Raw genomic sequence first — 23,371 nt, 5'->3', positions numbered from 1 at the left:
TTAACTAGCCTTTTATAAGATGTTAGCAAAAATTAATCCACTATCTCTTAAGGTTTTAATTGAAAACTACAAGTTGGCCACTCAATTAGGTAGATTCATCTTCTTTACATATTAAGTACTTCTCATAATTTCTGCAAACAACTATCATGACTGTTTAACATAACTTTGGAATTTCCTATGAGTAATTGATAAGCGCTTTATTTTTCTAAACTTAATATACATCCTTAACAACTACATAGTATATACAGGTGTAGGAAGAAAATAATAGAAGATATGTATATATGTAAAGGGGAGTGCGGATGATGACTTATATTTTATTAATTGTTGGATTCGCTTTATTGATTAAAGGAGCCGATCTTTTTGTTGACGGTTCTTCCAATATTGCTAGGTTGCTAAGGGTCCCACCCATGTTAATTGGGTTAACGATCGTTGCATTTGGAACAAGTTCACCTGAGGCTACTGTCAGTATTATTGCCGCACTTGAAGGAAGTGCAGATGTTTCACTAGGAAATGTGCTCGGGAGCAATATCTTTAACATCACACTTGTGGTAGGGGCTACTGCCTTTTTATATCCATTGAAAGTACAAAGTGAGACAATAAAAAAAGAAATCCCTTTCACATTTCTTGCAAGTGTTACTTTGCTCATTCTGATGAGTGATATAACTTTGCAGGGTTTTGACAGTAATCTACTGACTCGTAGTGACGGACTTGTCTTTTTATTATTTTTATCTATATTTATGTATTATGTCATTGAAATTGGCCTAAAAAGTCGGCAAAATATAGAAACTACATCTACTCCTCAAGACCTTACCTGGGGTAAAAATATATTCATTTCGACTTTAGGTCTGGCCGCCATTATTTTTGGGGGGAATTTAGTAGTTAACAATGGTACAGAAATTGCGTACTCCCTTGGTATGAGTGAAACATTAGTAGGATTAACAATTGTTGCAATAGGTACCTCTCTACCAGAACTAGTAACTTCGATTACTGCAGCGTTAAAAAAAGAAAGCGAAATCGCATTGGGTAATATTGTAGGCAGTAATATTTTTAATATTTTATTTGTACTTGGTGCATCGGCAACCATCTCACCATTAGCCGTGAATGATAAAGTCTTTATTGACGTCATTCTAATGATAATCCTGACGGTTGTCCTATTTATATTCTCGCGGACCCGTTTTAAAATCGGCAAAAGAGAAGGATTAATACTCGTTTTCGCGTACATTATTTATTTGGTTTATATTATTATTCGGAATTAAAAATCGATGAAATCATTAAATGTGAATGATAAAAAAAGACTTTCATTTCTAGTTTGAAAGTCTTTGTTAGTATGCCCTATATAGTTGGCTTACGACATTTGATAATAAAACTAGTCGGTAATAGACTAGCTTTATCAGGTGAATACCAGCCATTACTATGTCTATCTTTATCTTCTTCTGATATACAGACCTCTTCGATTATTTGCTCAATATGAAACCCTGAAGTAATTAGTAAATTGATATATGTACTTAATTTATATTGTTGCATTGTTGCTGGTTCCTGCCATGCATGATGATCATATGCACCTTCCTCATGATAGCTTTTAGTCATAACGAGTTGTCCATTTTGATGGCTCATTCTATTATATAGTGGATGTTCCCAACTAAAGATAAATAAACCACCATCATTTAAATATTGAAAGACATTGGCCAACGTTTTGCTTAAATTCGTCGACCATCCAATCGCGTATATTGAGAAGACGATATCAAAATATGCACTCGGAATACCAGGATTCGCTTCCATTGGAGACTCAAATAATTGAATCAATGTATTACTTTCTGCTAATAAGTGCTTAGCTGTTTGAATTTGTACATGAGATAAATCAAGCCCCCATAATTCACTAGGAGATTTTCCATCTAGATATTTGATTGAATGACCACTCCCGCATCCTAATTCCAATATCCTCTTTCCTTTCACCTCACCGAATAACTGTAAATCTTCTTCAGTAGGTGCGAACGGACCATATTCAGGCAGCGGGTTTCTAGCAAAAAATCTCTCTGCAGCTTGATCCCAACTTTTTTTGTTTTGTATTAACGTTTCATTATTCATTCTTTCACCTCTTAAGAACATACATTCGACCTTAAAGTGGTGAAACCCTGCAAATTATTCGTATTTTTCCTTAAGCGAAATCTACATCCTTTTTTATTATTCTTTTATTCCTTTCATTTCTCTACACCTACTATTGCCATATTCATTCGATTATGTTGTTAGATATAAAATTTTTCTAAAAAAAACAAAAAAGAGCATCCTAAAAAAGGACGCTCCATTACTTTATGCAGTTACAGTGCTTTTCTCAAATTCTGTGACAATGTAGGTTCCTGATGTATTATAATTGCTCATTTCTTCAAAGATTTTTGTTACTTCAGATAAACTGATTTCTGCTGTTACCATCTTACCTGGTGTTATTTTCCCTTGCAATACTAAAGGAAGTAATGAATCAAAACGGTGATTCGGCATCCCTAAAGTTCCGATAAATTGGATTTCTTGCATAACCATTTGATCAATAGGTAAGGCAATTTTTCCATCTTCAACTTTTGTTGTCACGCCAACTTGTAAGTGGCGACCACGTTTGGCTAAACTATGAATCCCATTTAAACATGTATCTGCAATACCAAGGGCGTCAATAGATACATTCGCCCCACCACCAGTGATTTCCTTCACTGCATGAACCGGATCTACTTCTTTACTATTAATCACTACATGTGCGCCCATTTGCTTAGCCAACTCTAGATTCTTTGGATTAATATCGACACCAATGACGGTTGCACCAATGGAAGCAGCAATATTAATGGCATTTAAGCCCACTCCTCCACATCCATAGATAACAACCCACTCACCTGGTTCCACTTTTGCTCGATCGACTACTCCATGAAAAGCTGTCATTAAACGACAACCTAATGCTGCACCATCTAAAAAACTAATTTCCTCTGCTAAAGGAATAATATTACGGTCACCCAATGGAACACCTACATACTCCGCATATCCACCATTATAAGTCGATCCAGGAATATAAGAAGAATGACAGAGGTTAGAGTGGCCCTGTAGACAATATGGGCATGTACCATCACTACCTGAGAAAGGAACGATAACGCGGTCTCCTTTTTTATAGTTTTTTACATTTTTCCCTACTTCTTCGACAACTCCGGTAAATTCGTGACCTAATATTTTTTGGGTAATCGGTATATCTCCTGCCCAGTAATGCCAATCACTACGGCAAACGCCATTTGCTTTTACTTTTACAATCACCCCATTTTCATCAATTGTAGGATCAGGTACTTCTTGAACAATTGCATTTTTTATTCCTTCAATTACTAATGCCTTCATAACATCAGCTCCCTATCCATGTTTAATGGCAACACTTTTTACTTTTGTATAGGCTTCGATACCTGCTAAACCTAATTCCGATCCCATTCCACTTTGCTTAAATCCAGTTAATGGGATATTGTCATCAGTTAAAAAATATTCGTTGACCCAAACAGAACCCGCATTTAATGAATCAACCATTTTATGCGTTGTCTCTATGTTTGTCGTCCACACACCTGCAGCTAGCCCATATTCTGTTGCATTGGCTCTTTCTATGACTTCTTCGATTGAATCGAAAGGTATAATACAAAGGACAGGACCAAAAATCTCCTCATAGACAGACTGACAATTTTCATCAAGTCCTTCGATAATTGTTGGTAAATAGAAGTTCCCTTGTTGAAGGTTTGGACTAGTAGGTCGTTTGCCTCCAGTAAGAATGGTAGCTCCATCTTTTTTGGCTAGTTCAACATACTTTTCAACAGTAGCTATTTGTGTTTTAGAAATGAGTGGCCCCATTTGCGCGTTTGGATCAAGGGGATCACCTAAAATAAAGCTTTCCGCTATTTCAACGAGCTTAGCTTTCACAGTATCATATACAGAACGTTCAATATATAAACGTGAGCCTGCCGCACACACTTGTCCTGTATTCATTAGGATCGCTTGAATTGCACCAGGAATCGCTTTGTTTAAATTAGCGTCTGCAAAGATAATGTTTGGCGACTTCCCTCCTAGTTCAAGCGTGATTTTTTTCAAAGATTTCGACGCTTTTTCCATAATCCGTCTTCCTACACTTGTTGAGCCTGTGAAACCAATTTTATCGATATCTGGGTGTGATGTAATCGCTTCCCCAAGCTTCCCTCCTGCACCTGTAACAATATTAACAACCCCAGGAGGAAAACCAGCTTCCTCTATTAATTTACCAATATATAAAGTCGATAGAGATGTTTGTTGCGAAGGTTTTATCACAACAGTATTCCCAGCCGCAAGTGGAGCGGCAATCTTCCAACATGCAACTAAAGCAGGAAAGTTCCAAGATGTGATTTGACCACAAACACCTAGAGGTTCACGTTTAGTAAAAGCATGGATCTTTCCACCACTAGTAAGGTCGAGCGTATTTCCATAAAGCTTCGTTGCCCAACCAGCATAGTATCGAACATGATGTACAGCATTCTCAGCAAAGCCACCTGCTACTGCAAGTGTCCCCCCATAATCAAGGGCATCCAGTTGCGTAATAACTTCTAAATTTTCTTCTAATAAGTCCGCTAGCTTATTTAATAATCTTGCTCTCTCTCTTGGAGCTGTGTTTTTCCAGCTACTTTCGAAAGCTCGTCTGGCAGCCTTAACTGCTATATCAAGATCTCCCTCATCACCTTCATAAATTTTCGCCAAAACTTCATTCGTTGTTGGGTTAATGGACTCATACACTTTTCCCTTATTTGCCGGAACCCATTTTCCATTTAAAAACATTTTCTTTGTTCCTCTTAAAAACTCTTGAACAATCGGATTAATCTGTAAAATAGTATTAGCCATGTTCATTCCTCCTAATTAAGCTTCAATTTTATTAAACTCAAAAGCATATCCTCTGTAATCTTGTTGTGATACTTCGTTACATATTTGGCGATAATTGTCTAATCCACCTAAATAAATTAAGAAATCCTGGGACTTTCCATCGATATTAGACCCTGTATACCAGGATGCTGTTTTCGTAAACAGAGTGTTATCGGCAATCTCTTGACATTTCATGCTCCATTCCCTTTCCGCACCCTCGGTTGGCTCAATCGTTTTTACATGATGATCACGCATATACTTTAAGCAATCTGATATCCACTCTACATGTTGTTCAATGGCTGTTGGTACATTCGTTAAAACAGAAGGGCTTTGTGGTCCAGTAATCATAAAGAAATTTGGGAATCCTGCTAAGCCAAGTCCTAAATACGTCTCAACTTTTTTTCCACTTTTCCACTTGTTTCTAAGTGATAATCCCTCACGCCCTCTTATATCTATTTTCAATAGCGTTCCTGTCATTGCATCATAACCAGTTGCAAAAATAATGATGTCTAATGGGTATTCTTGTTCCTTTGTTTGAATCCCATTTGTAGTAATACCTTCAATCGGTTCTTGTTGTAAATTCACTAACATTACATGTTCTTGGTTATACGTATCATGATAGTTTGTATCTAAGATGGGCCGTTTTGTTGCGTAGTAATAATATGGGAGGAGATGGGCAGCCACTTCAGGTTTATTGATATTTGCACGAATTTTATTTCTGAGAAACTCTGAAATTAACTCATTTGATTTCTCATCAGTTGTTATATCATTAAATGCATTATTTAAAATCATCCCGCCTTTTTCCCAAGCCATTTCTAAGATTTCATTACGTTCCTCTTCTGGCGTCTCTACTACAGATTTCGTTGGTTTAGGAATGGGCAACCCTGAAGGTGAGGTTAACATGACGCTTCGTGCTGAATGAAACTCATCTTTAAATTGATCAACTTCTTCTTTTGTAAATGAACGATTCCGTGCAGGTACAGAATATTGAGGTGTTCGTTGAAAAACATAGACTTCTTTCGCTGATTCTGCAATGACGGGAATTGATTGAACACCACTAGAGCCTGTGCCAATCACTCCAACACGCTTATCTCTAAAATCAACAGTTGTATTTGGCCATTCGCCAGTATGATAGCTTTCACCTTGGAAATTTTCAATTCCTTTAAAATTAGGAATACTCGAGGTGGATAGGCAGCCGACACCTGAAATTAGGTAAGTTGCTGTGAACTCTTCACCGTTTCCCGTTGTAATGTGCCAAACTGCATGTTCTTCAACCCAAACTGCCGATTTTACTTCAGTATTAAATTGCATATATTTCTTAACATCTAATTCATCAGCCGCAAAATTTAAATAGCTCAAAATCTCATCTTGGCCAGCAAACCTTTTAGACCATGACCATTTTTTATATAAATCCTCTGAAAACATAAAATTATAGTAAAAACTATCTGAATCACACCGGGCACCAGGATATCTAGCGACATTCCACACGCCACCAACTCCAGCTGCTTTTTCAAATGTTTTCACAGAAAAACCTTCTTTACGTAACTTATACGTCATATAGATTCCAGAAAAGCCAGCGCCAATCACTACCGCGTCAAAATATTGAGTCATTTCTTATCCTCCTTTGTACTGTAATAGATAATTTTTAAAAAAAGAGAATGTAAGATTTGAACTTAATTTACTTGATTACCACTTTTTATACGCCTTGTTCGACTTTGTTTAAAAATCTCACAATATGTTGAACGGACTCTTTTGTTTCTTCTTCAAAGAAATCCATATTACCGTAATAACCATGGATTGCGCCTGAGATCACTTCATATTGAACAGGTACACCGTCCCGTCTTAACTTTTCTGCATAAGCAACTCCTTCATCTTTTAAAACATCATTTTCCGCTGCGATAATAAGCGTTGGAGGTAACCCTTGAACGGAATCGTATTTTAATGGTGATACATCGGGATGATTATACAGTTTTTCATCTCCTACATAATGGATACCAAACCATTTCATCAAATCTCGATCGAGACCAAATCCTTCAGCAAATTCGTTATAGGAATCTGTATTAAATTCTAAGTTTGTAACTGGGTAAATAAGAACTTGTGATTGAATGGATGGGCCATTGTTTAAAGCTTTCTTGGCAATAACCGTAGATAAGTTCCCACCAGCACTATCTCCACCAACAGAAATTTTCGTTAAATCTACTTTAAGCTCGTCTGCATGATTAGCTACCCATTCTAGTGCTGCATAGCAATCATTCATTGGAATGGGAAATTGATTTTCCGGAGCAAGACGATAATCCACAGAGATAACAACCGTTTTTGCTTCTGTCGCTACTAATCGATTGGCAGCTTCAAACATTTCAACAGAACCAATGACCCAACCGCCTCCATGATAATAAACTAGTGCTGGAAAAGGCCCTTCTCCTTCCGGTGAATAAATACATAATCGTATTTCTGCTCCATCATTGACTTTAATTAAGCGCTCTTCTCTTAGATGAATATGTGGTAAAATATTTTGTTCAGGTATTGGGGCATTTTTCTGAATTTCCTTTAATTCAATTGGATCAAATGATTCGATTTTCGGACCAGAATAAAAGCTCTCTAAATACAATTTTGCCCTTTCAGATAAACTTGCCAAATGATCTCCTCCTTTTTACTTAGAAAATTGTAATCGCTTACAATGATATTGTATAATCTAAATATTCTAACAACTATTCCTACTTTTTGATAAAACAGTACATACTTTAAGTCAAAATACAAATATGCCATTAGGTAATGAATATATAAGCCTAAATTAAAAAAGGAGAGTGTATTTATTGGTTAAATTAGATAATTGGGAAAGTAACATAGATAAAATAAAGGCAGCTATCAATCAAGAGCATAAAATTAAAATAATATTGGAAAGCTTTCTTACTGATTTTTCATTAAATGAAGCGATGTTATTTCGATATTCTCCGATAGACCACTTAGCGGAAGGGATACTTTCTGCTACTAAGTCAGAGTTCAAACATATTTCGTCTATACGGGATGATATCACTTCCATTCCAGCCATATTCAAAGCTATTAAAATGAGAACACCACAATATTATGAAGGAAATAATTTCCATTTAAATATATCAAAAAAATATATTATTGCAGATAACCAAGATGCTTTATTGGTCGTTCCTATCATATTTAACCAAGTTGTCATTGGCTATTTTCTAGGATCTCAATTTAAGAAGCCATTTGACCTTAAACTATTAATAGAAGCAAGTTTGTTTAGCAAGGACATTGGAGAAATTTTATTCAATCAATTTAATTTTATCGAGGAGGCAGAAATTAAACTATCGAAACGTGAATACGAAGTAATGAAATGTACTGCAAGCGGTTATAGTACGAAACAAATTGCCCATATATTAGAGATTAGTGAAACGACGATTAAACAATATATCAAAAGTGTCATGGCAAAAACCAATACATTAAATCGAACACATGCTGTAGCGTTTTTAATTCAAAAAAATATTCTTAAATAAGAGGAGTTTCGTTTGAATTACTTTGTATTCATGTAAAAAAATCCTTTGATTAAAGGTTATTTTTATATTTTAGAATAAAATTTTATGTTTAAAACTTTTATTCTATCTAAAAGGGAGAATAAATTATTGAAACCTAATATTTGTTTCTAGTATTATATTTATCTTAACTCGCTTTTTTACTATAGTTATGACAAGTTAGTATGGAAAAGAGGTGGATTTAATGTGCCTATAGCTAAATTAATGTAGGTGGATGTATAGAAGTCATTTTTAAAGTAAAACGTTTATAATTTTCTTTACAAGTTTGAAATGGATTGAAAACGAAACAAACATAGATTTTGCGCTAAATTCCATAATGAATTTTTTCCTCGTGTCATTCATTTCCAATCATGCTAAAATCTTTTAACTAAATTTTATTAGTATAAACAATTATTCATCCTTGTCTTTTTAACCATCTATTCATAGTTTCACTGAATCGTTTTACTTAGAGCAAGCTCTTATCGACTGCAATATGGATAAAAGCTCGCTATCCTTTTGTTGTATGAATATTCATACCAATCCCTCCTTTTTATTCTAAGAAGCATAGTTTTGTATGAAAATCTCAAATTTCCCGTACATATTAGCCACTTTTTACAAACATAAGGAAGATTGTAAAAAAAGGTATTAATCCTTGATGTCCCTTTAAATTGTCTATCGAAATAAATTTTCTTTTATATTGGTTTAAAGAAATTCTTGCCGATCTGTTTTATTTTACCCCACATATGTAAAAGCAAAAGAAGCATTGAACTTGGCCAAGTGCAAGTGTATGCATCATGGAAGTTAGATTCATTCTTTTAACAAAAATATAAAGAGTGCTAAATTTTTCTAATTTTCATAAAAAACGAACAAGATATCCTGAATATATGACGTGCTAATTCAGGTATATATAATTTTTTTGATATATATATTGTATAGATCAGAAAAATATAAAGGAGTGACGTTTACATGTGTACAACAGTGACAATGCATACGACAAACCAACACCATTTTTTAGCAAGAAATATGGATTTTGTAGACCTTCCTATTGATTATGATGTTGTGGTTTTGCCAAGGAGGTACAGGTGGTTAAATCAACAAGAAAATCGTTATATAACTAACCGATATGGCATTATTGGTATGGGGGTTGAGGGGGAGAATACTCATATTGGCTTATTTGATGGAATGAATGAACACGGTTTAATGGGAGTGATTCATTATTTTGAGGGCTTTGCAGAGTTTCAGACCGAGAAACAAAGAAATCGACTTAATTTAGCAGCTAATGATTTATTACTTTTTATATTGTCACAGTTTACGTCCACTTCTCAAATCACTCAGCAGATAAGAAATATTAATTTAATTGCACAAGAAATAGAATTCCTCGGAACGGTACCTCCCATTCATTGGATCTTTACTGATCGCCAATACAATACAATTGTTATAGAAAGCACAAAAGATGGAGTAAATGTTTATAATAATCCAATAGGTGCTTTTTCAAACAGCCCAGATTTTCGCTGGCATTTAATTAACTTAAACCTTTACACTTCATTGAGCCCTTCTGATCCAGGTGAAACCATTTGGGGAGACTATAATCTAGTTCGCTCTCCTGAGATGGTAAGTGGTGTATATGGGATACCTGGTGATTATTCTTCGCCTTCCCGATTTGTTCGTGCTGCTTACCTTCGAAATCACATTGAAGAAGCTGAAACAGAGTTAGACGGTTTACGCAACGCTATGAAAGTCCTAGAATATTGTGCTGTAGCTAGAGGTGCAGAGCTTGAAGACAATCAGCCATCTTATACACTTTACACAAGTGCCATGTGTAGCGAATCAGAAACTTATTATTATCAAACTTATAATAATATGCAAATTAATGCTGTTCAATTGTCTAATGAAGATTTAGATGCCCAAGATGTAAAACATTTTCCTATTTCACAAGAACAATCTATCTTTTATCAAAACAGAACAAAATAAAATCAAATCAAATCAACTACCAATCTAAAGGGCCCTTGATTCGATAAAGATGGTTATATGTGAAATTCATTATGATGAAGGTCTAATCCGAAAAGACCATAGTCTGTCGCCATGACAAATAATTTTCATATAGATTTATCTTGTATTCTATACGATCTGAACACCTGCTTATTCTTCGATTGATAAGATAGTGAATCGTATCTACAGTGTATTACTTCTTGCAAGGGCCCTATTTACCTAACAGATTATTGAAAGTCGGCAAGTTCAAGTAAATCATCAATCACTTTATCTGCCTGCTGTAGTTCTTCAGGCTGGGAAAAGTCAAAGCGGCAGCCTACTGCTAGCAAATCATTTTCCTTTGCTGCTAAAATATCTTATAGGTGATCCCCAACTACTAGCCCTGTTTCAATGTGATGAGTCTGAACAATTTCTCTTACTAAATCCGTTTTATTTAATGAGTCGATTTGTTCAATACTGTATACCTCTGTTAGAAAATGTGCGAAATCATAAAAATCGACGATCGCTTGTAAATATTTCGCTCGACCATTACTTGCGATAAAGATGTCGTAGCCCTTTTCCTTTAACAAAGTTAGCGTTTCGATGGCATGTGGGTAAAGTTCACCATTTCCTTCTTTTATATTGGCGATTAAACACTTTAAGAAGTATTCATCGACTTCTCCATGATCGAATGGAGAAAATGTCGGAAGTAATGTTTGCCATACTTGAGGAAGAGGCACACCCATTATTTCACGATATTTTTCAATCGGTGTGATCTCATGCCACTTTTGCTGAGACCTCAAGTAATTAAATGTACCGTCTAGTGACTTCTCTAGAATTCTCTCTGTTTGAAATAAAGTCCCATCCATATCGAAAATAACCGCTTTATGTATACTCCTTATGTATAATGTTCATGGCCTCGGCTATCCCTTCAACCACCTCATCCAACTCAATGTCTTTGACACTCCCAGTGCTCATTTAATGTTTGCTCTCCTGCACCAGTTTTGACTAATATTTTCCTTGCCCCTACTTTTGATGCGGCGATCATATCACTCCAGCGGTCGCCAATTACGACAGTTCGCGCGAGTGAAAGCTTATACTCATCTGCTGCTTGCTGGAGCATTTCAGTATTTGGTTTGCGACACTTACAACTCTCTTCGGGGGCATGAGGGCAAATATACACTTGATCAAATCCGAAAGAAAGTAATTCGTCCATAAATGCCGTTTTTGTCGTTAACCCTTTCCCAATTCCTGGTTGGTTCGTGAAAGCAAACACCTTGATTCCCTTCTCCTGCAACTTGCTTATATTTTCTTTTACACCGGCAAACAGAGTAAATTCTCCAGGATAGTGGATGGTGTCATCGCCACCAATTGTGCCATCGCGATCTAAAAAAACGGCTTGTAATCTATTGTTTTCCTTCATTGTGATTGTTCTCCCATAGGCGATTAACCGTTAGCAGTTGCTCTTCAGCAAAAATCATCTCATAAATATCAGGTTTAGTCGTTTGTTGGAAAAATTGATAATCATACTGTTTTTGAAAGTAATTCATTATAATCGTCATAATATTTCCGTGTGTCCCAATGACAATGGACTCTCCCTTGTAATGGTTCAAAATCTCTTTTATGACTGGGATGGAACGTTCTTGTGCGGCAAATGTGGATTCTCCTCCAACTAAACAGTATTTTTCGTCTTTAAATGACTGCTCAATCGCTGATAATAATTCCTTTTCTTCTGCATGGTAATCGAGTCCCTTAATTGGTCTTTCTCTTAGATTTTCATATGTTGTGATTTGTAGTTGCCTATTTTCTGCAACCTCTCGAACAGTCTCGATTGCACGCGTATATGGACTAGAAATGACTCTATCAATCTTTTTATCCTTTAAAACTTTTGTGACTTTATTTGCTGCCTCTCTTCCCTCTGGCGATAAACCTCTCTTTTTCTCCTCACCAAATATAAACGGCGATTCCGCATGTCTAACCATATAAATTGTCGTTAACATAGCTATTCCCCTCTATCTTTCTCTATAAGTCTCAAAATATTTTCCAATCATTTTGAGTGTTAAAGTTGATGGTAATCCTCATAAAACCGTTTTTAATAAAATGCCACTCTCCTTTTTACGCAAAATCACAATGACATTTTTTACTCTACTCTTCCCTCATGTTTGTCTTTCCCTCGTGAAAAGCCTGCAAACAATCTCCCCCCATATGGAAGCAATACTTCATCAGTAAGTGCGATTAAACCTGCTTTGCTATTTTTCTTATAATATTCTTCTAAACAGTCGGTCAGTTTATTAGCAAAATGAGAATCATATGTTTTTAATGCGCGCAATAGCCATTTGGCATCGCCTATCTATTGCCCTTTCGTTCGTAAATAGAATTCTCCTATTCATTCAACTAATGTCTGCACAATGAATAACCCCTCTGCTCTATCATTGCCACCAGATATATCGTCTAATACATCTGTTAAAAAGTAGCGTTTCATTTCAATCGTACTTGAATCCCATAAAGCTGGACCAAGGGCTAACAAGTCAGCAGCTTCTTTTTTATTTTTTCAACATTCCATCTTCTTTCAAGATGATTCCTTCCGTTATCATTATTCAATTTTTATCGTACTTGTAGTGAATTTAATATTATAGAACCTTCTCATAACAAAAACATTCATAAGCCCGCTTATACTGTGACTTCACTTCTTCTTTGTTATCACCGACATAATGCGCGAAGGTTGTCATTGGCAGGATATTTTTATCTTGGCTATGAATGACCTCACTAGAATCTTCTTCATTGATATAAAGATGAAGATACGAATAATCACTAGAGAATCCGTTTTGTTGGTACCATCTGTTCACACCTTTATCGTCTCTCGTCCACGCTTCAAACCGGTTGAGGTTTTTTTGCCTAGCCATTCGCTCTGCTTCTGCCAATAATGTGCGCGCAATCCCTTGTCTTCGGTAATCGGGATGGACAGCAATATGCCATATCATGCCACCGAGTCCAGTACCACGAGAACAAACACTTCTTTCCTCATTTTCATATTCTACATCAATCAAGCCGACTACTGTTTGATCCAATATAGCTACGAGTTCTATCGCCTGATTTTCGTAACGCTCTTTTGCAGTTAAAACATTGTCATAATAAGCTGAATCCAAAAAGGCAAGTACTCGACATCGCACCCAACCTATTTCATCCTCCGGTTTATATGCTCTAATTTCCACTTTCATCCTCCTTAATTAAAAGAAGCCCATAACCACCTACATGCAATTTTTGTTTGATTCATTGTAAACATTTCTATATAAGAGTCATTCATGATTAAAGAATATATAAGATAATAATAATCGAACAAGAAGTCCAGCCATCATGAGTTTAGAACTAACTTGCTAAACAGCCTTTTACCCCATTCTATGGAACAAGATTAACGAGAAACATGTGTTTATCTAATAATCATTTTTATCAAATTTGAAATCGACATGTTGACTCTAACTTCCAAGAGAAGCGTGGAGCTTACATAGGGATTCTCTCTTTATTTTCTATCAAAACAATAGTAATCGGCTACTTCGTTTTTTAAAAAATAGTTAGACTACTTTATTTAATGTATCCCCTATTTTATTTTCCTCTACAATTAATCTACTTCCTTTTACTTTTTTTGCTATAATTAATAGTATCATATTTTGGAAAAAATGTATTTTTATAAAAGGAGTGAAATGATTTTGTTCCATTTCTTTCAATACAATTGGCAAGTGAGAGATGAATGGTTGACATTGTTGAAAGACCTCCCTCCTGATGAATTATTAAAGGAGAGAGTCGGTGGTGTCGGGAGTATTCTTTATACCTTCTTCCATATCATTGATGTGGAGTATAGCTGGCTACGCTGTATCAATGGAAGAGAAGATGTCCTATTTGATTATAGTGACTATCAGACACTTGATCGTATTCGAAATCTTTCAAATGAACGAAGAACTGAAATAATCGAAAACTTTCCTCATGATGTACCTTTAGATCAACAAGTATTTATTCCTTGGGACTCTAGTTACCAAAATGTGAATGCGATTCTCCATCATATAATTGCCCATGAAATCCATCATATTGGTCAGCTGTCTATTTGGGCAAGAGAATTGAATTTACATCCTGTCTCAGCTAGCTACATTGATCGAAAATTTTAATGCGGAGGTATGTATGCGTTTCACTTATGTTTGTCTTAGCTTAGCAATGTCGTTTTTATTATTCGGATGTTCTGAAATGAGCAGTAAAGAAGAAGTAGAAACGAACTGGTCGTTCCAAACTGAAAACGGACAATCTTTTAATATTGTAGAAATCCAACATTTAATGGAAAGTTACATAAAAGGTATTGATGAAGAGGATGTTGTATTCGCAGATTACAAAGAAGCGGTCATTGAACCTATTTATAATGATTGCTTTCTTGACGGTGAATTTCTTCCTATCGCTGAAGGTGTATTGTCACAAAAACCAGAGAATTTCGACAAACTAATGAGAACCATCGAACGGATGAATAGTAAGGAAGTAAAAGATAGCTTGTCCGAAGCACTAGAGCTTTCTGCTACTGCCTTACCGATAGAAAAGGAAATCAATGTCTGCTTACTTCCTGTTTCCTATCCTGGTATTGGAATGGCAGTAGGATCAGATAAGATTCTCATTTTGTTTGACGAGTATTTTTCCATCGATCATTTTAAGGTCACACTCGCTCATGAATATCATCATAGTGCCTGGGAGGCTGAGTATCGAAAGCCTTCTGAGAAATGGACTGTCCTTGATAATATGGTCTTTGAAGGCAAGGCAGTGATGTTCCAAGAAATCATATATCCACACCAGCAAATGATAAATACAAATGAGATTTATGACCAAGAGGCATGGGATTATGCATCACCTCATTTCGAAAAAGAAACACTCGAGCACTCTAATCAGATTCTTTATGGCGGATTTGATCCACTGCCATCATTGTATGGCTATTCTGAAGGCTATCGAATGGTGAAAAATTACCTTGAGGAAAATCCGAATTTGAGTATTCCAGAGTGGACAGAACAAGACGCTGCCACTATTTTTAAAGAAGGTAGTCATGAGGAAAACTATGATTAAGATAGGAGAGCATTTATGCAACATGGAAATGTACTAATTCCTTCAAAGAAGGGACTGTTTCTCTATAAAAACACCTTTCAACAAGAAAGCTTATGGCGTTCAGATGCTTCGTATAAATTGTTATATGCGTTAAATGGATCCACCCATTATCATCTATCAAAAAAAAGAGAAAAACTAACGATTAATCAATTTCTTATAGTTGATCCTTTTACACCTCATCAGCAATTATTTGTTGAAAAGCAAAAATTTCTCATTGAAATCAATCCATCTTTTTTAAAAGATGTCAATGAATCTTTTGGTAATCACCCTGCTGATATTGCGTTTGCTGCGGTCATTCAGCTCAATCCAATGATTACGAAATGGATTGAGCTGGTCATTGAAATGATGACACTAGAAGAAGATCATCAACAGCCGATGTTTCGGTTATTCCTTGAGAACAGCTATACCCAGTTAGCGATTCTTCTTTTAAAACACACGATACATACGAATAACCATCAGCTACCAACTGAACATTTTCAAACCGGAGCACCTGCTATTTACAAAGTCACTTCCTCTTTAAAAGAAGCCTATCAATCACCATGGTCACTCAATGATATGGCGGCAATTATTGATTGGGATGTCTATCATTTCTCTCATTATTTTAAAGAAGTTGTCGGTGTTTCACCTTATTCGTGGTTACAAATTTATCGTCTGCAACGAAGTTTGTTTTCATTGAAACAGAATGATACGACTATTCTCGATACGGCTCTTGACGCAGGTTTTTCATCTATTTCTGTCTATAATCGTCTTTTTAAAAGAGTATATGGCATTTCACCCCGGACATTTCGAAACAACTTCACGAAGTAATAAAGTGTGAAGAGACATATAAATAGGCCACATATTGTAAAGAGAAATCTTACTGGTACAATATGTGAGAATAAACCAAATAATAATAAGGAAAAGGCATTCGCACAATATAAAGTAAATGCGCTAAAACTAAAGCCTCGGCCCAACATCTCGTCTGGTAGGTGTTTTTGTAACAAATACACTCTAGCAAGCCCCGAAATCGGTAGACCAATCGCTGCGATCGACACACCAATAAACAAAAACGGGTGCCCATTAATTAAACCGACGATACTAATGCCAGCTCCCCAAATAAAAGAACCAATTACATATTGCATCATCGTGAACCTTTTGATAAATAAAGGAATGATTACATTAACAACAATGACAAATAGGCCATACCAACTGGTTAAAATACTGTACCATTCTTCTCCCTTTGTAACCATTTGTTCTACTAACAAAAATAATCCTACTTGCCAGACCCAAGTATGGAAAAACACAATCACAACAGTGATGAAAATGACTTTCCTAAGAATATGGTGCTGTATTAACCAGCGAAAAAATTCCTTTAAGGACCTGTAAATTTTTAAGTTATTCTTTTTGATGTCACTATGAATGTAAACCGGCACAAATGAAAGGAATATTGCACTAACAAGATAGCTAATTATCGAAACTGTAAAAAAATGTATTTTACCAATCGTAGCTAAAATGATGAGGTTTCCAACGGGTCCTACTATAACAACGCCTCTTGTAATAGAGTCAACTAAGCTGTTGGCCGTTGTTCTCTCTTCTTAAACCGTCACTTTCATCAATAACGCTCTACTCGCAGGGTCATATAAGCAACCTATTGTATGTATAGATAAACAGAGAAAAATTAGTTGCCAATACTGTAATTGCTGAGTATAAAATAAAACAATCACTACCATGATTATCGGTATTTTAATAATTTCCATTCGAATAAGCCATTTCTTAATTGGAATCCAATCCGCTAATACGCCCCCTATTAATCCAAATAGCAAATATGGCAACACCTGAGCGGCCACCATAGCAGTAGTATAACTAGATGAACCTGTTAATGAGAAAGCAAAAAACAAAAAAGCCATATTTATCATCATATTACCTAAACTGGTGAAACTCTTACTTAGTAAATAAAATCTGAATGCCCGGTTTTTTCGCAGGATAGATTGATACATCTCGATCACCTCACCTACTAGCTTATAGTCAAGCGAGGGATTTTTCTGCTATGATATTGCATATGTTTTGCACAATATCGTACCATTAAGTGCATTAAGATCAGAAATACGGAAGGTGATTTAATGATAATAACGTTTCAACACAAACCCTAAGATTGGTGGTTCTCTCACATAAAATAAAATCATATTATTTAGGTCACGCTATAGCCTTCCTCACCAATTTCACCAACAATTTCTTCTAAAACATCCTCCATTGTGACAATACCAATGGCTTGCTTTTCTTCATTATGAATAAGTGCCATATGCATTCTTGTTTTTTGCATCGTTAGTAAGGCTTCCTTAATTGGGGAACTCTCTAGAAAGTTGGGAATTTCATGAATAAAATCACTGATAGATACATCTTGATCCACTAGACTTTTTGTTAATAATTCCTTTGCATTTATATAACCTATAATCCTTCCATCTATCTTGTCTTTAACTGGATATCGAGTAAAAGTGTGTTTTTCTAAAATGTCTAATAATACTGTAAGAGTCATGTTTTTTTCAAGTGTAATGATACTTGCTTTAGGAATCATGATATCTTTTAGTTGTCGTTCATCAAAACTAAAAATATTTTCTAAATAAGTAAGTTCTGCTTGGTTAATCTCACCACTTTCGAAGCTTTGTGTTGCAATCAACTTAATCTCTTCTTCTGTATGTGCTGTTTCGTGTTTTGACGGCTCGACTCCAAACAATTTTAAAAGCCTTTGTGAAGCACCATTTAAAAATTTTATAATCGGTTTTGTTATTTTTCCAAACCAATATAATGGAGGAGCAAGTAATAATGTCATCTTCTCTGAATATTGGATCGCTAATGTCTTTGGTGCTAATTCGCCAAAGACAACGTGGAAAAACGTGACAATAGCTAAAGCAATGAAATACGACAATAAAGTGGCTGTTGCTTGAGAAAGTTCGAATCGTTCGAAAACGGGATGTAAAATTTTTTCTACTGTTGGCTCTCCCAATGCACCGAGTACGAGGGCTGTAACAGTAATTCCTAATTGACACGCCGATAAATGATAATCGAGCCCGACAACCACTTTTTTCGATATTATAGCCTTTTTATTTCCTTCTTCAATCAGTTGGTCAAGTCGTGACATGCGCACCTTAAGAATAGCGAACTCTGCCCCAACAAAAAATGCTGTTAAAATAATAAACACAACCACAAGAAATAGATTTAAAATAATCATACCGTCCATCATCACTCCCCTTTGGGTTCACCTCCAATATGAAGTCCTTCCAATTGTACCCTTTGGATTTGCAGTTGTTTTACTTTCATTACTGTCCAGGTGAGACCGTTTTCTTCCACGACATCTCCCTTTTTTGCAATGCCTGATAATTTTTGGTGAATCCAACCGCCCAACGTATCAATTTGATCACTATTTGCGAATGTAATCCCGAATTTTTCTTCTAAATCATCCAATAAGACACGTCCTGAGATGCAGTATATGTTAGGTGCACGGAACTCAATTTCTTCGACTTCCTCTTCGTCAAATTCATCGCGGATTTCACCAACAATTTCTTCTAAAATATCTTCTATCGTAAGTAAACCGGAAGTACCTCCGTATTCATCTACAACGATCGCCATATGAACACCGGTTTTTTGCATTTTGATGAATGCGTCGTATATTTTTGTTGTTTCTAAAATAAACGGAATAGATTGAATAAAATCAGACAAGTGATAATCCCTTTTCCCTGCCATCTTTGCTAACATTTTTTTAACATTAACGATGCCGATCACTCGATCCTTTGTTTCATCTATCACAGGATATCTTGTAAAGTTATGTTCTATCATAGTTTGCGCAATTTCTTCCTTCGTCATGTTCTGCTCGAACACTGCCATATTAATTCTGGGAACCATGATATCTTTGGCCACCCTTTCATCAAAGGAGAAAACATTTTCCATATACTCGAGTTCGGTTTGGTTTATTTCACCGCCTTGATAACTTTGTGTCATGACGATTTTCAATTCTTCTTCCGTATAGGAATCTTCTTCGGCTTTTGCTGGAACGCCAAACATACGTAATATCACTCGTGATGTTCCATTGAGTAACCAAATGAAAGGAAACATGATTTTTCCGAACCAGTAAAGAGGCGGCGCTAATAATAAACTCATTTTTTCAGCAAATTGAATCGCTAATGTTTTTGGTGCCATTTCACCGACAACTACATGTAGAATGGTTACTAAGATAAATGCAATGGCATATGAAAGAACTGATGCTAATGATTGTGAAACATTTAACCAATCAAAAACAGGATATAATATTTTCTCGACGGTTGGTTTACCAAGGGAACCAAGTCCTAAAGCTGTTACGGTAATACCCAGTTGGCAAGCTGATAAATTATAATCTAAGTTATCAGCTACCCTCTTGACGGTAATTGCTTTTTTATTTCCCTCATCAATAAGCTGATCAATCCGTGACATTCTTAGTTTGACAACAGCAAATTCTGCTGCCACAAAAAAACCAGTCGCGAAGATTAAGAAGGCAAGGAGCAGTAAGTTTAATACTGTAATAAGATCCATAGGGCACCACCAGTAAAGAATTTGTTTTATATTAATGTGTCCATTCTTTGATCATGTACTCATGCTTTTATAGTGATTAGTTAATATCTAATATCATAGGTTTAAATGATCTATGAAAACTCCAATAAAAAATAAAAACGAGGAAAGAATATACTTTTTCTCTCCTCGACAGCATTTACATCTATTATAACTGGACCGATATGTCTAACTATTGATTGTCCAGCTAAATGGATCTGGCAGTTCATCCCACTTCGCATCATACTCACTTGGTGATAACAAGCAGTCATCTAATTCTTTTGTTATTAAATCTACATCAATATCCATTCCTATAAACACAAGTTTAGTATGACGATCACCAACAACCTAGAGTTTTCTTATAAAACCTCACCTTATTCTAACTACAAGTAATAACAATATAATATTAATTGGATATGACAAAAAATAGATAATATTATTTATAAACCAAAAATTATTTTAGGTATAAATATTCAAGGTAGTCATTCATTTAAACTATTTTTTCTTTGCAAGTTGACTTTTCCCGTAGCTTCATTCTTATACTTATAATAAAAGGAATATTCATACAATTATCCAAATAAAATATCTTTTTTAAATAATAGGAGTGTGATTTAAGATGATTCAAGATATTTTTATAATGTAATTTGGTTTGGATATTTGATGATATCCAAAAATCTCCTAACATTAATTATTGGTTATACTAACTTAAGTGGTTTTTAAAAGGAGTGAGTTAATTGAAGGTATTGGTATATACAATTCTTTTATCAATTATGTTTTTAGTTGGTTGTAGTGACGATACTACACCTGGTTCTTATCAATCTATTATTATGGTAAATGGAACTGAATATGTTCTGACTCAACCTGAAAATGAAAATGTCCAATATGATCGAGATAAAAAGATTGGAAAAATTGAAAGAAAGGTTCCAATTGAACAAATCCCTAATTCTCACCTATCTTCTAATGAGTTGCCAAAAGGTACTAAACTATATTCAACTATTCAAGACAGTGAATATATTATTGCGCAGCGACCAGATATGAACGAAGAACTGTTATATACCCTGCAAAAAAATTTAAAGTCAGCCGAATGAGATTAAATTATAAAACACTACTACGATTGACAAACGTTTTTTACTCCTTTATAAAAAAAGAGCCATCATATTGTATGATCGCTCTATCCTTTGATTATTTAATTTACATAGTTGTTAATGGACTAATCTTCACTGCTACTCTCACAGATTGCTCTAATTTATGATCGAGCATGAAGTTAGCTTGGATATAGTAATTATTATCTTTAGAATTCATCTCGTTTGCTGAGGGAATTTCCAAAGTAAACGTTGTTTCTTTCTGCTCATTCGGTTGGATAGGAATCGAACAAAATACAGAGTGAGATCTCACAATCTTTTCTTTATTATTTTCTTGGTTGCACGCAATCAGATCAATATCATATCTTCTAATCTTTTGTGGGATGAGACCACCAAAAAATTTTATGCCACCTTCAATAATATGGCCTTCTTTATATTCTTTTTCATTAGTAGATAAATGAATTTTCTTCATTCCTATACCCATTTTTAGAGCATATTTTTTAAGCATTCTAGCAATGTCACCTATACCTTCTTATATATTGTTTAATAACTGTTGATTGTAATCGTACTAACCTATAATAGTATATGATATAAATAATGGTAAAGAATTTTTTTACATGATAATCTTTTTTATTATTTGTCCTTCTATTAATCTTTGTATCATAAGCTTTCAGACAGTAACGCCATTTACTAAACAATTAATCAATCGGATTCATTATTAACTCCCTTTTTGAAAGTGAAACGTTACAATTGTTTAGCATTTCTTCAGTTAATTAACCTTAAGAAAAAGTGCAACGTTATGGTTATTTAAATTATATAATGCTCAACTACCTTTGACAAGATAAAAGCGTGTGCTTTAAAAAAATTTACTGTGGTTTTACATTAGGTGATCATTGCATAAAAAACATTCGCCAAGAAATCTGCTAACAGCTATCAAGGAAAAAAGTGAAGGAGTAGATAGCTATGTAGCAGAAACACATTTCGACCATCATCTTAACGATTTAGCAGGAAAATGCAACACAAAATAAAGCCTTTTAGAAAAGAGGAGAATAATCATTTCATACTTGCCTGAATGTCATTTAGAATGGGGAAAACGTGGCGCAAGAGAAGCAGCTATTCGAGGAGATATTGTGATTATTGTTGATGTCCTCAGTTTTTCCTCTACAGTTGTAACCGGTTTAAACTACGGAGCAATCATTTATCCTTATCCCCCTCATTTAAATGGCAAAGAATACGCGCGAACATTGGGGGCGCAATATATTCTTGGGAGAGCTGAAGCAGCGAGATTAGGTTCACCCACTTTATCACCTGTGACATTTAATCACTCACATAATAACGAAAAATATGTGTTGAGTTCCTTAAACGGTGCTTTTTGTACTTGGATTGCCTCCCATATACCAGCCTTATTCATTGGCTCTTTATTAAACGCTTCTGCAGTAGCATCCGTAGCAAATCAATTATCCGCTTCTTTAAAGGCTAATATTACTGTTGTTCCTTGTGGGGAATTATGGAATGGTGTGAAAGAATTTGAAGACTCTCTCCGCCCTGCAATGGAAGACTACTTGGGGGCTGGTGCCATTCTTTCCAGGATAGAAGGAAAGCATTCAGCTGAGGCGCAAGTGTGTATTGGCGCTTTTCAGCATTCAAAGTCTACTCTTAGTAGATTGATATGGGATTGTACAAGTGGAGTAGAATTAAGAGCAAGAGGGTTTGAAGAAGATGTGAAGCATTGTAGCCGTTTAAATATTTATCAAACCGTGCCTATATTAAAAAACCAACATTTTTGTCAATATACAACAAGGACATGAAGAAGCAATAAACGATCGTTTATTACGGTTGCTCCTCCATGTCGTGAGCTTTTAGGGGTACCGCCAGCAAAACGCGGATTTACAACGTTAAGGATATTCCAGTATTAAAAATCCCAATCTCTCAGTGATTTAAATGAGAAATTGGGATTTAATTATTCAACGATTGGGTAGTTATCTACAGTATCAGCTCATAAAAGTTGAAAGAATGCACCTTTTATCGTTGATTACATGTAGTCATAGATACACGTATTAAGGACGTGACTTGAGCCCCCAGTGGGTACAATTGATACTTTAGGCTTAGTATGTTTTCCATCAGGCAACGAGCCTATCTATCACACCTACCGGGCCTAGTGACAGGGTTCCTGCTGTAGACCGCAAAGTAACTTTGGAGAAGTAATAAAATCCTATTTTTTTAGTTCTT

At 35.3% G+C, this 23,371-nt stretch carries 23 protein-coding genes and 2 pseudogenes; 8 read left to right on the top strand and 17 right to left on the bottom strand.

Translation table 11 applies throughout. The features are described 5' to 3' along the window. Positions 1 to 302: 302 nt before the first annotated feature. Positions 303 to 1,256, top strand: coding sequence for a calcium/sodium antiporter (locus H9655_RS04715; protein WP_191812632.1), 954 nt, complete (start codon positions 303 to 305; stop codon positions 1,254 to 1,256). 76 nt (positions 1,257 to 1,332) lie between these two features. On the opposite strand, the gene H9655_RS04710 is transcribed toward H9655_RS04715, so the two are convergent. The 5 genes from H9655_RS04710 to H9655_RS04690 form a co-directional block, all read right to left on the bottom strand. Then, the gene (locus H9655_RS04710; protein ID WP_191811449.1) at positions 1,333 to 2,085 is read right to left on the bottom strand and encodes a class I SAM-dependent methyltransferase; all 753 of its coding nucleotides are present in this window, start codon (positions 2,083 to 2,085) and stop codon (positions 1,333 to 1,335) included. A 222-nt stretch (positions 2,086 to 2,307) separates the two neighbouring features. Beyond that, the gene (locus H9655_RS04705; protein WP_191811447.1) at positions 2,308 to 3,360 is read right to left on the bottom strand and encodes a zinc-binding dehydrogenase; all 1,053 of its coding nucleotides are present in this window, start codon (positions 3,358 to 3,360) and stop codon (positions 2,308 to 2,310) included. Positions 3,361 to 3,372: 12 nt separating this feature from the next. Next, positions 3,373 to 4,869 (bottom strand): aldehyde dehydrogenase family protein, encoded by a 1,497-nt coding sequence (locus H9655_RS04700; RefSeq protein ID WP_191811444.1) that lies wholly within the window; start codon positions 4,867 to 4,869, stop codon positions 3,373 to 3,375. A gap of 15 nt (positions 4,870 to 4,884) precedes the next feature. Then, positions 4,885 to 6,498 (bottom strand): flavin-containing monooxygenase, encoded by a 1,614-nt coding sequence (locus H9655_RS04695; protein WP_191811442.1) that lies wholly within the window; start codon positions 6,496 to 6,498, stop codon positions 4,885 to 4,887. An 85-nt stretch (positions 6,499 to 6,583) separates the two neighbouring features. After that, complete coding sequence (locus H9655_RS04690) at positions 6,584 to 7,522, bottom strand: alpha/beta hydrolase (protein WP_191811440.1); 939 nt, start codon at positions 7,520 to 7,522, stop codon at positions 6,584 to 6,586. Between the two features lie 169 nt (positions 7,523 to 7,691). On the opposite strand from H9655_RS04690, the gene H9655_RS04685 reads away from it, so the two are divergent. Then, on the top strand, positions 7,692 to 8,396 hold the full coding sequence (locus H9655_RS04685; protein WP_191811438.1) for a helix-turn-helix transcriptional regulator: 705 nt from the start codon (positions 7,692 to 7,694) through the stop codon (positions 8,394 to 8,396). A 981-nt stretch (positions 8,397 to 9,377) separates the two neighbouring features. Next, positions 9,378 to 10,382, top strand: a complete 1,005-nt coding sequence (locus H9655_RS04680; RefSeq protein ID WP_191811436.1) for a choloylglycine hydrolase family protein — start codon at positions 9,378 to 9,380, stop codon at positions 10,380 to 10,382. A gap of 245 nt (positions 10,383 to 10,627) precedes the next feature. On the opposite strand, the pseudogene H9655_RS04675 reads toward H9655_RS04680, so the two are convergent. The 6 genes and pseudogenes from H9655_RS04675 to H9655_RS04650 form a co-directional block, all read right to left on the bottom strand. Beyond that, positions 10,628 to 11,272: pseudogene (locus tag H9655_RS04675) on the bottom strand (HAD hydrolase-like protein). A 56-nt stretch (positions 11,273 to 11,328) separates the two neighbouring features. Further along, complete coding sequence (locus H9655_RS04670; protein WP_225230444.1) at positions 11,329 to 11,802, bottom strand: HAD-IIIA family hydrolase; 474 nt, start codon at positions 11,800 to 11,802, stop codon at positions 11,329 to 11,331. After that, positions 11,786 to 12,379 (bottom strand): histidine phosphatase family protein, encoded by a 594-nt coding sequence (locus H9655_RS04665; RefSeq protein WP_191811433.1) that lies wholly within the window; start codon positions 12,377 to 12,379, stop codon positions 11,786 to 11,788. The genes H9655_RS04670 and H9655_RS04665 overlap by 17 nt, the downstream gene beginning before the upstream one ends. Before the next feature lie 140 nt (positions 12,380 to 12,519). Beyond that, positions 12,520 to 12,708, bottom strand: coding sequence for a hypothetical protein (locus H9655_RS04660; protein WP_191811431.1), 189 nt, complete (start codon positions 12,706 to 12,708; stop codon positions 12,520 to 12,522). A gap of 57 nt (positions 12,709 to 12,765) precedes the next feature. Further along, positions 12,766 to 12,906 (bottom strand): hypothetical protein, encoded by a 141-nt coding sequence (locus H9655_RS04655; protein WP_191811429.1) that lies wholly within the window; start codon positions 12,904 to 12,906, stop codon positions 12,766 to 12,768. Positions 12,907 to 13,009: 103 nt separating this feature from the next. Continuing rightward, positions 13,010 to 13,597 (bottom strand): GNAT family N-acetyltransferase, encoded by a 588-nt coding sequence (locus H9655_RS04650; RefSeq protein WP_191811427.1) that lies wholly within the window; start codon positions 13,595 to 13,597, stop codon positions 13,010 to 13,012. 486 nt (positions 13,598 to 14,083) lie between these two features. Here H9655_RS04650 and H9655_RS04645 point away from each other — a divergent pair, with 486 nt between their 5' ends. The 3 genes from H9655_RS04645 to H9655_RS22355 are packed head-to-tail and all read left to right on the top strand — an operon-like array spanning position 14,084 to position 16,313. After that, entirely contained in the window at positions 14,084 to 14,536 is a 453-nt protein-coding gene (locus tag H9655_RS04645; protein WP_191811425.1) for a DinB family protein, read from the top strand. Between the two features lie 13 nt (positions 14,537 to 14,549). Further along, positions 14,550 to 15,467 carry a DUF2268 domain-containing putative Zn-dependent protease gene (locus H9655_RS04640; protein WP_191811423.1) on the top strand — a complete coding sequence of 306 codons (918 nt, stop codon included), beginning with the start codon at positions 14,550 to 14,552 and terminating at the stop codon, positions 15,465 to 15,467. Between the two features lie 15 nt (positions 15,468 to 15,482). After that, complete coding sequence (locus H9655_RS22355; protein WP_225230443.1) at positions 15,483 to 16,313, top strand: helix-turn-helix transcriptional regulator; 831 nt, start codon at positions 15,483 to 15,485, stop codon at positions 16,311 to 16,313. On the opposite strand, the gene H9655_RS04630 is transcribed toward H9655_RS22355, so the two are convergent. From H9655_RS04630 to H9655_RS04610, 5 genes and pseudogenes are all read right to left on the bottom strand, one after another. Then, a complete protein-coding gene (locus H9655_RS04630; RefSeq protein ID WP_191811422.1) occupies positions 16,244 to 16,750 on the bottom strand; it encodes an MFS transporter in 507 nt (168 codons plus the stop codon). The genes H9655_RS22355 and H9655_RS04630 overlap by 70 nt on opposite strands. Before the next feature lie 330 nt (positions 16,751 to 17,080). Continuing rightward, positions 17,081 to 17,482, bottom strand: a complete 402-nt coding sequence (locus H9655_RS04625) for an MFS transporter (RefSeq protein ID WP_191811420.1) — start codon at positions 17,480 to 17,482, stop codon at positions 17,081 to 17,083. A gap of 191 nt (positions 17,483 to 17,673) precedes the next feature. Continuing rightward, on the bottom strand, positions 17,674 to 18,720 hold the full coding sequence (locus H9655_RS04620; RefSeq protein ID WP_191811418.1) for a hemolysin family protein: 1,047 nt from the start codon (positions 18,718 to 18,720) through the stop codon (positions 17,674 to 17,676). Between the two features lie 2 nt (positions 18,721 to 18,722). After that, a complete protein-coding gene (locus tag H9655_RS04615; protein WP_191811416.1) occupies positions 18,723 to 20,045 on the bottom strand; it encodes a hemolysin family protein in 1,323 nt (440 codons plus the stop codon). 204 nt (positions 20,046 to 20,249) lie between these two features. Then, positions 20,250 to 20,402: pseudogene (locus H9655_RS04610) on the bottom strand (GTP-binding protein); the annotation flags it as partial. A gap of 392 nt (positions 20,403 to 20,794) precedes the next feature. Here H9655_RS04610 and H9655_RS04605 point away from each other — a divergent pair. Beyond that, positions 20,795 to 21,148, top strand: a complete 354-nt coding sequence (locus H9655_RS04605; RefSeq protein ID WP_191811412.1) for a hypothetical protein — start codon at positions 20,795 to 20,797, stop codon at positions 21,146 to 21,148. A 103-nt stretch (positions 21,149 to 21,251) separates the two neighbouring features. Here the strand turns inward: H9655_RS04605 and H9655_RS04600 are convergent, their stop codons facing one another. Further along, positions 21,252 to 21,650, bottom strand: a complete 399-nt coding sequence (locus H9655_RS04600) for a sporulation protein (RefSeq protein ID WP_191811410.1) — start codon at positions 21,648 to 21,650, stop codon at positions 21,252 to 21,254. A gap of 556 nt (positions 21,651 to 22,206) precedes the next feature. Between H9655_RS04600 and H9655_RS04595 the strand changes: the two genes are divergently transcribed. Further along, positions 22,207 to 22,950 (top strand): 2-phosphosulfolactate phosphatase, encoded by a 744-nt coding sequence (locus H9655_RS04595; RefSeq protein WP_225230442.1) that lies wholly within the window; start codon positions 22,207 to 22,209, stop codon positions 22,948 to 22,950. Positions 22,951 to 23,371 lie beyond the last annotated feature (421 nt).

This window comes from Cytobacillus stercorigallinarum (genome assembly GCF_014836495.1).
Taxonomy (GTDB): domain Bacteria; phylum Bacillota; class Bacilli; order Bacillales; family Cytobacillaceae; genus Cytobacillus; species Cytobacillus stercorigallinarum.
Note: the sequence above shows the minus strand (reverse complement) of the source record. Positions and strands in the feature narration are given on the sequence as shown.

Coding starts and splice junctions, on each gene's coding strand:
- H9655_RS22355 (WP_225230443.1), top strand. CDS start 15,483: ATGCAACATGGAAATGTACTAATTCCTTCAAAGAAGGGACTGTTTCTC.
- H9655_RS04620 (WP_191811418.1), bottom strand. CDS start 18,720: ATGGACGGTATGATTATTTTAAATCTATTTCTTGTGGTTGTGTTTATT.
- H9655_RS04640 (WP_191811423.1), top strand. CDS start 14,550: ATGCGTTTCACTTATGTTTGTCTTAGCTTAGCAATGTCGTTTTTATTA.
- H9655_RS04670 (WP_225230444.1), bottom strand. CDS start 11,802: ATGAAGGAAAACAATAGATTACAAGCCGTTTTTTTAGATCGCGATGGC.
- H9655_RS04710 (WP_191811449.1), bottom strand. CDS start 2,085: ATGAATAATGAAACGTTAATACAAAACAAAAAAAGTTGGGATCAAGCT.
- H9655_RS04680 (WP_191811436.1), top strand. CDS start 9,378: ATGTGTACAACAGTGACAATGCATACGACAAACCAACACCATTTTTTA.
- H9655_RS04715 (WP_191812632.1), top strand. CDS start 303: ATGACTTATATTTTATTAATTGTTGGATTCGCTTTATTGATTAAAGGA.
- H9655_RS04700 (WP_191811444.1), bottom strand. CDS start 4,869: ATGGCTAATACTATTTTACAGATTAATCCGATTGTTCAAGAGTTTTTA.
- H9655_RS04650 (WP_191811427.1), bottom strand. CDS start 13,597: ATGAAAGTGGAAATTAGAGCATATAAACCGGAGGATGAAATAGGTTGG.
- H9655_RS04705 (WP_191811447.1), bottom strand. CDS start 3,360: ATGAAGGCATTAGTAATTGAAGGAATAAAAAATGCAATTGTTCAAGAA.
- H9655_RS04695 (WP_191811442.1), bottom strand. CDS start 6,498: ATGACTCAATATTTTGACGCGGTAGTGATTGGCGCTGGCTTTTCTGGA.
- H9655_RS04600 (WP_191811410.1), bottom strand. CDS start 21,650: ATGCTTAAAAAATATGCTCTAAAAATGGGTATAGGAATGAAGAAAATT.
- H9655_RS04665 (WP_191811433.1), bottom strand. CDS start 12,379: ATGTTAACGACAATTTATATGGTTAGACATGCGGAATCGCCGTTTATA.
- H9655_RS04625 (WP_191811420.1), bottom strand. CDS start 17,482: ATGTATCAATCTATCCTGCGAAAAAACCGGGCATTCAGATTTTATTTA.
- H9655_RS04615 (WP_191811416.1), bottom strand. CDS start 20,045: ATGGATCTTATTACAGTATTAAACTTACTGCTCCTTGCCTTCTTAATC.